The following is a 5,852-nucleotide window of genomic DNA, read 5'->3' as shown; positions in this document are numbered from 1 at the left end:
TGCCGAAGATTCCCTACTGCTGCCTCCCGTAGGAGTCTGGGCCGTGTCTCAGTCCCAGTGTGGCCGATCACCCTCTCAGGTCGGCTACGCATCGTCGCCTTGGTGAGCCGTTACCTCACCAACTAGCTAATGCGCCGCGGGCCCATCTGTAAGCGTCAGCACAAGGCCGACTTTCAAAAAAGAAACAGGCGTTTCTCTTTATCATCCGGTATTAGCTTCGGTTTCCCGAAGTTATCCCCGTCTTACAGGCAGGTTACCCACGTGTTACTCACCCGTCCGCCGCTAACCTCAGAGAGCAAGCTCTCTTTGGTCCGCTCGACTTGCATGTATTAGGCACGCCGCCAGCGTTCATCCTGAGCCAGGATCAAACTCTCCAATAAAGTGTTTGATATAGCTCTTAATGTTTAAAATAAGAAATTGATGGGATTGTAAAATCCCTGACTTACCTGGCTTTTGTTTGGTTTTCAAAGAACATTTGCTACTTGTTAGTGTAGCTTAACTATTATATCCATTAGAAGAGCGGATGTCAAGTGCATTGCCCTTAAAAAATGGTGGGCCTAAATGGACTCGAACCATCGACCTCACGCTTATCAGGCGTGCGCTCTAACCAGCTGAGCTATAGGCCCAAAAATTAAATGGAGCGGGTGATGAGAATCGAACTCACGACCAGAGCTTGGAAGGCTCTTGTTTTACCACTAAACTACACCCGCGAAAAAGATGGTCGGGAAGACAGGATTTGAACCTGCGACCCCCTGGTCCCAAACCAGGTGCTCTACCAAGCTGAGCCACTTCCCGTTATGGCGCGCCCTGAGAGATTCGAACTCCCGACCTTTTGATTCGTAGTCAAACACTCTATCCAGCTGAGCTAAGGGCGCATATTTTATTTCTTTATTTAAATGTTATATGAGAAGCTTTGGTGCGGTCGAGAGGACTCGAACCTCCACGGGGTTGCCCCCACTAGCCCCTCAAGCTAGCGCGTCTGCCATTCCGCCACGACCGCAAAGCAATTAAAGTTTTAAAAAAATGGTGCGGGTGAAGGGACTCGAACCCCCACGTCATAAGACACTAGATCCTAAGTCTAGCGCGTCTGCCAATTCCGCCACACCCGCATGTGTGTTTGTGCTGCTATTATTAAGATGGTGAGCCATGAAGGACTCGAACCTTCGACCCTCTGATTAAAAGTCAGATGCTCTACCGACTGAGCTAATGGCTCAAGGATAAGCCCTCGACCGATTAGTATCTGTCAGCTCCACGTGTCACCACGCTTCCACACCAGACCTATCAACCTCATCATCTCTAAGGGGTCTTACTCACTTGACGTGATGGGAAATCTCATCTTGAGGGGGGCTTCATGCTTAGATGCTTTCAGCACTTATCCCGTCCACACGTAGCTACCCAGCTATGCCCCTGGCGGAACAACTGGTACACCAGCGGTGTGTCCATCCCGGTCCTCTCGTACTAAGGACAGCTCCTCTCAAATTTCCTGCGCCCGCGACGGATAGGGACCGAACTGTCTCACGACGTTCTGAACCCAGCTCGCGTACCGCTTTAATGGGCGAACAGCCCAACCCTTGGGACCTACTTCAGCCCCAGGATGCGATGAGCCGACATCGAGGTGCCAAACCTCCCCGTCGATGTGGACTCTTGGGGGAGATAAGCCTGTTATCCCCAGGGTAGCTTTTATCCGTTGAGCGATGGCCCTTCCATGCGGAACCACCGGATCACTAAGCCCGACTTTCGTCCCTGCTCGACTTGTAGGTCTCGCAGTCAAGCTCCCTTGTGCCTTTACACTCTGCGAATGATTTCCAACCATTCTGAGGGAACCTTTGGGCGCCTCCGTTACAATTTAGGAGGCGACCGCCCCAGTCAAACTGCCCACCTGACACTGTCTCCGAACCGGATCACGGTTCCAGGTTAGAATTTCAATACAGTCAGGGTAGTATCCCACCGACGCCTCCATCGAAGCTGGCGCTCCGACTTCTCAGGCTCCTACCTATCCTGTACAAACTGTACCAAAATCCAATATCAAGCTGCAGTAAAGCTCCATGGGGTCTTTCCGTCCTGTCGCGGGTAACCTGCATCTTCACAGGTACTATAATTTCACCGGGTCTCTCGTTGAGACAGTATCCAAGTCGTTACACCTTTCGTGCGGGTCGGAACTTACCCGACAAGGAATTTCGCTACCTTAGGACCGTTATAGTTACGGCCGCCGTTTACTGGGGCTTCAATTCAGAGCTTCTCCCGTAAGGGATAACCCCTCCTCTTAACCTTCCAGCACCGGGCAGGTGTCAGCCCCTATACTTCGCCTTGCGGCTTCGCAGAGACCTGTGTTTTTGCTAAACAGTCGCTTGGATCTATTCACTGCGGCTCTCTCGGGCGTTAACCCTATCAGAGCACCCCTTCTCCCGAAGTTACGGGGTCATTTTGCCGAGTTCCTTAACGAGAGTTCTCCCGATCATCTTAGGATTCTCTCCTCGCCTACCTGTGTCGGTTTGCGGTACGGGCACCTCTTTCCTCACTAGAGGCTTTTCTTGGCAGTGTAGGATCAGGGACTTCGGTACTGTAATTTCCCTCGCCGTCACAGCTCAGCCTTCACGATTGCGGGATTTGCCTCACAATCAGCCTAACTGCTTAGACGCGCATTTCCAATCGCGCGCTCTCCCTACCTTCCTGCGTCCCCCCGTCGTTCAAACGGAAAGGAGGTGGTACAGGAATTTCAACCTGTTGGCCATCGCCTACGCCTTTCGGCCTCGGCTTAGGTCCCGACTAACCCTGAGCGGACGAGCCTTCCTCAGGAAACCTTAGGCTTTCGATGGACAAGATTCTCACTTGTCTTTCGCTACTCATACCGGCATTCTCACTTCAAAGCGCTCCACCAGTCCTTCCGGTCTGACTTCACTGCACTTCGAACGCTCCCCTACCACTGTACCTTACGGTACAATCCATAGCTTCGGTGATACGTTTAGCCCCGGTACATTTTCGGCGCAGAGTCACTCGACCAGTGAGCTATTACGCACTCTTTAAATGGTGGCTGCTTCTAAGCCAACATCCTGGTTGTCTGGGCAACTCCACATCCTTTCCCACTTAACGTATACTTTGGGACCTTAGCTGATGGTCTGGGCTGTTTCCCTCTTGACTACGGATCTTATCACTCGCAGTCTGACTCCCGCGGATAAGTCTCTGGCATTCGGAGTTTGACTGAATTCGGTAACCCTGTGGGGGCCCCTAGTCCAATCAGTGCTCTACCTCCAGGACTCTAGCCGCGAGGCTAGCCCTAAAGCTATTTCGGGGAGAACCAGCTATCTCCGTGTTCGATTGGCATTTCACCCCTACCCACACCTCATCCCCGCACTTTTCAACGTGCGTGGGTTCGGGCCTCCATTCAGTGTTACCTGAACTTCACCCTGGACATGGGTAGATCACACGGTTTCGGGTCTACGACAACGTACTATGGCGCCCTATTCAGACTCGCTTTCGCTGCGGCTCCGCCTTATCAGCTTAACCTTGCACGTTATCGTAACTCGCCGGTTCATTCTACAAAAGGCACGCTGTCACCCGTTAATGGGCTCCAACTACTTGTAGGCACACGGTTTCAGGATCTCTTTCACTCCCCTTCCGGGGTGCTTTTCACCTTTCCCTCACGGTACTGGTTCACTATCGGTCACTAGGGAGTATTTAGCCTTGGGAGATGGTCCTCCCGGATTCCGACGGGGTTTCACGTGTCCCGCCGTACTCAGGATCCACTCAGGAGGGAACGAAGTTTCAACTACAGGGCTGTTACCTTCTTTGGCTGGCCTTTCCAGACCGCTTCATCTACCCCGTTCCTTTGTAACTCCATGTTGAGTGTCCTACAACCCCAGAGGGCAAGCCCTCTGGTTTGGGCTGATTCCGTTTCGCTCGCCGCTACTCAGGAAATCGCATTTGCTTTCTCTTCCTCCGGGTACTTAGATGTTTCAGTTCCCCGGGTCTGCCTTCTCATATCCTATGTATTCAGATATGGATACCATCCCATTACGGATGGTGGGTTCCCCCATTCGGAAATCCCCGGATCAATGCTTACTTACAGCTCCCCGAGGCATATCGGTGTTCGTCCCGTCCTTCTTCGGCTCCTAGTGCCAAGGCATCCACCGTGCGCCCTTTCTAGCTTAACCTTTAACCGAATCAGCTTTTCAGCTGAATCGTTTCACATGATCGTTAGATCATGGGTCTTGCATAATCAGCGCACAACTAATGAATTAGTTGGCTTTGTTTGGATGTTTCGTTATCTAGTTTTCAAGGAACATGGCTACAACGCTGTGTAACCTTCTGTGTTACATGCACCGAGTAATCGCAGGTGCATATCGGCGTTGTCTTCAAGAGACAACTTTCATATTATACCGACTAAAAAAGAAAATATCAACTATATTTTCTAGTGGTGGAGCCTAGCGGGATCGAACCGCTGACCTCCTGCGTGCAAGGCAGGCGCTCTCCCAGCTGAGCTAAGGCCCCATCTTGTCTGTATGAAAATGTTATGGTGGGCCTAAATGGACTCGAACCATCGACCTCACGCTTATCAGGCGTGCGCTCTAACCAGCTGAGCTATAGGCCCATGCACCATATTATAGATGAGAGAAGTTCTCTCAAAACCAAACAAAAGCTCAGGTAAGTTCATGAGGCATCAAAGTGCACTCATGTCTCCATAGAAAGGAGGTGATCCAGCCGCACCTTCCGATACGGCTACCTTGTTACGACTTCACCCCAATCATCTGTCCCACCTTCGGCGGCTGGCTCCTAAAAGGTTACCCCACCGACTTCGGGTGTTACAAACTCTCGTGGTGTGACGGGCGGTGTGTACAAGGCCCGGGAACGTATTCACCGCGGCATGCTGATCCGCGATTACTAGCAATTCCGGCTTCATGTAGGCGAGTTGCAGCCTACAATCCGAACTGAGAGTGGCTTTTTGGGATTGGCTCGGCCTCGCGGCTTTGCAACCCTTTGTACCACCCATTGTAGCACGTGTGTAGCCCAGGTCATAAGGGGCATGATGATTTGACGTCATCCCCACCTTCCTCCGGTTTGTCACCGGCAGTCACCTTAGAGTGCCCAACTGAATGCTGGCAACTAAGGTCAAGGGTTGCGCTCGTTGCGGGACTTAACCCAACATCTCACGACACGAGCTGACGACAACCATGCACCACCTGTCACTCTGTCCCCCGAAGGGGAAAGTCCTATCTCTAGGATGGTCAGAGGATGTCAAGACCTGGTAAGGTTCTTCGCGTTGCTTCGAATTAAACCACATGCTCCACTGCTTGTGCGGGCCCCCGTCAATTCCTTTGAGTTTCAACCTTGCGGTCGTACTCCCCAGGCGGAGTGCTTAATGTGTTAACGTCAGCACTGAGGGTGGAACCCCCCAACACCTAGCACTCATCGTTTACGGCGTGGACTACCAGGGTATCTAATCCTGTTTGCTCCCCACGCTTTCGCGCCTCAGCGTCAGTTACAGGCCAAAAAGCCGCCTTCGCCACTGGTGTTCCTCCACATCTCTACGCATTTCACCGCTACACGTGGAATTCCACTTTTCTCTCCTGCACTCAAGTTCCCCAGTTTCCAATGACCCTCCACGGTTGAGCCGTGGGCTTTCACATCAGACTTAAAGAACCGCCTGCGCGCGCTTTACGCCCAATAATTCCGGATAACGCTTGCCACCTACGTATTACCGCGGCTGCTGGCACGTAGTTAGCCGTGGCTTTCTGGTCAGGTACCGTCAAGGTACCGGCAGTTACTCCGGTACTTGTTCTTCTCTGACAACAGAGCTTTACGACCCGAAGGCCTTCATCGCTCACGCGGCGTTGCTCGGTCAGACTTTCGTCCAT

At 52.2% G+C, this 5,852-nt stretch carries 9 tRNA genes and 3 rRNA genes; all 12 read right to left on the bottom strand.

The window, feature by feature from the left end:
- Nucleotides 1-380 (bottom strand): 16S ribosomal RNA (locus LCY76_RS00060); the annotation flags it as partial.
- Nucleotides 381-549: 169 nt separating this feature from the next.
- A tRNA-Ile gene (locus tag LCY76_RS00055) sits at nucleotides 550-626 on the bottom strand.
- Between the two features lie 10 nt (nucleotides 627-636).
- Nucleotides 637-710, bottom strand: a tRNA-Gly gene (locus tag LCY76_RS00050).
- Between the two features lie 8 nt (nucleotides 711-718).
- A tRNA-Pro gene (locus LCY76_RS00045) sits at nucleotides 719-795 on the bottom strand.
- A 3-nt stretch (nucleotides 796-798) separates the two neighbouring features.
- Nucleotides 799-875, bottom strand: a tRNA-Arg gene (locus LCY76_RS00040).
- Nucleotides 876-914: 39 nt separating this feature from the next.
- A tRNA-Leu gene (locus LCY76_RS00035) sits at nucleotides 915-1,000 on the bottom strand.
- 24 nt (nucleotides 1,001-1,024) lie between these two features.
- Nucleotides 1,025-1,109 (bottom strand) — tRNA-Leu (locus LCY76_RS00030).
- A gap of 28 nt (nucleotides 1,110-1,137) precedes the next feature.
- Nucleotides 1,138-1,213 (bottom strand) — tRNA-Lys (locus LCY76_RS00025).
- A 23S ribosomal RNA gene (locus tag LCY76_RS00020) occupies nucleotides 1,214-4,151 on the bottom strand.
- 261 nt (nucleotides 4,152-4,412) lie between these two features.
- Nucleotides 4,413-4,488 (bottom strand) — tRNA-Ala (locus LCY76_RS00015).
- Nucleotides 4,489-4,511: 23 nt separating this feature from the next.
- Nucleotides 4,512-4,588: transfer RNA gene (locus LCY76_RS00010), tRNA-Ile, on the bottom strand.
- A 94-nt stretch (nucleotides 4,589-4,682) separates the two neighbouring features.
- Nucleotides 4,683-5,852 (bottom strand): 16S ribosomal RNA (locus tag LCY76_RS00005); the annotation flags it as partial.

The organism is Fictibacillus marinisediminis, from assembly GCF_023149135.1.
GTDB lineage: Bacteria > Bacillota > Bacilli > Bacillales > Fictibacillaceae > Fictibacillus_C > Fictibacillus_C marinisediminis.
Note: the sequence above shows the minus strand (reverse complement) of the source record. Positions and strands in the feature narration are given on the sequence as shown.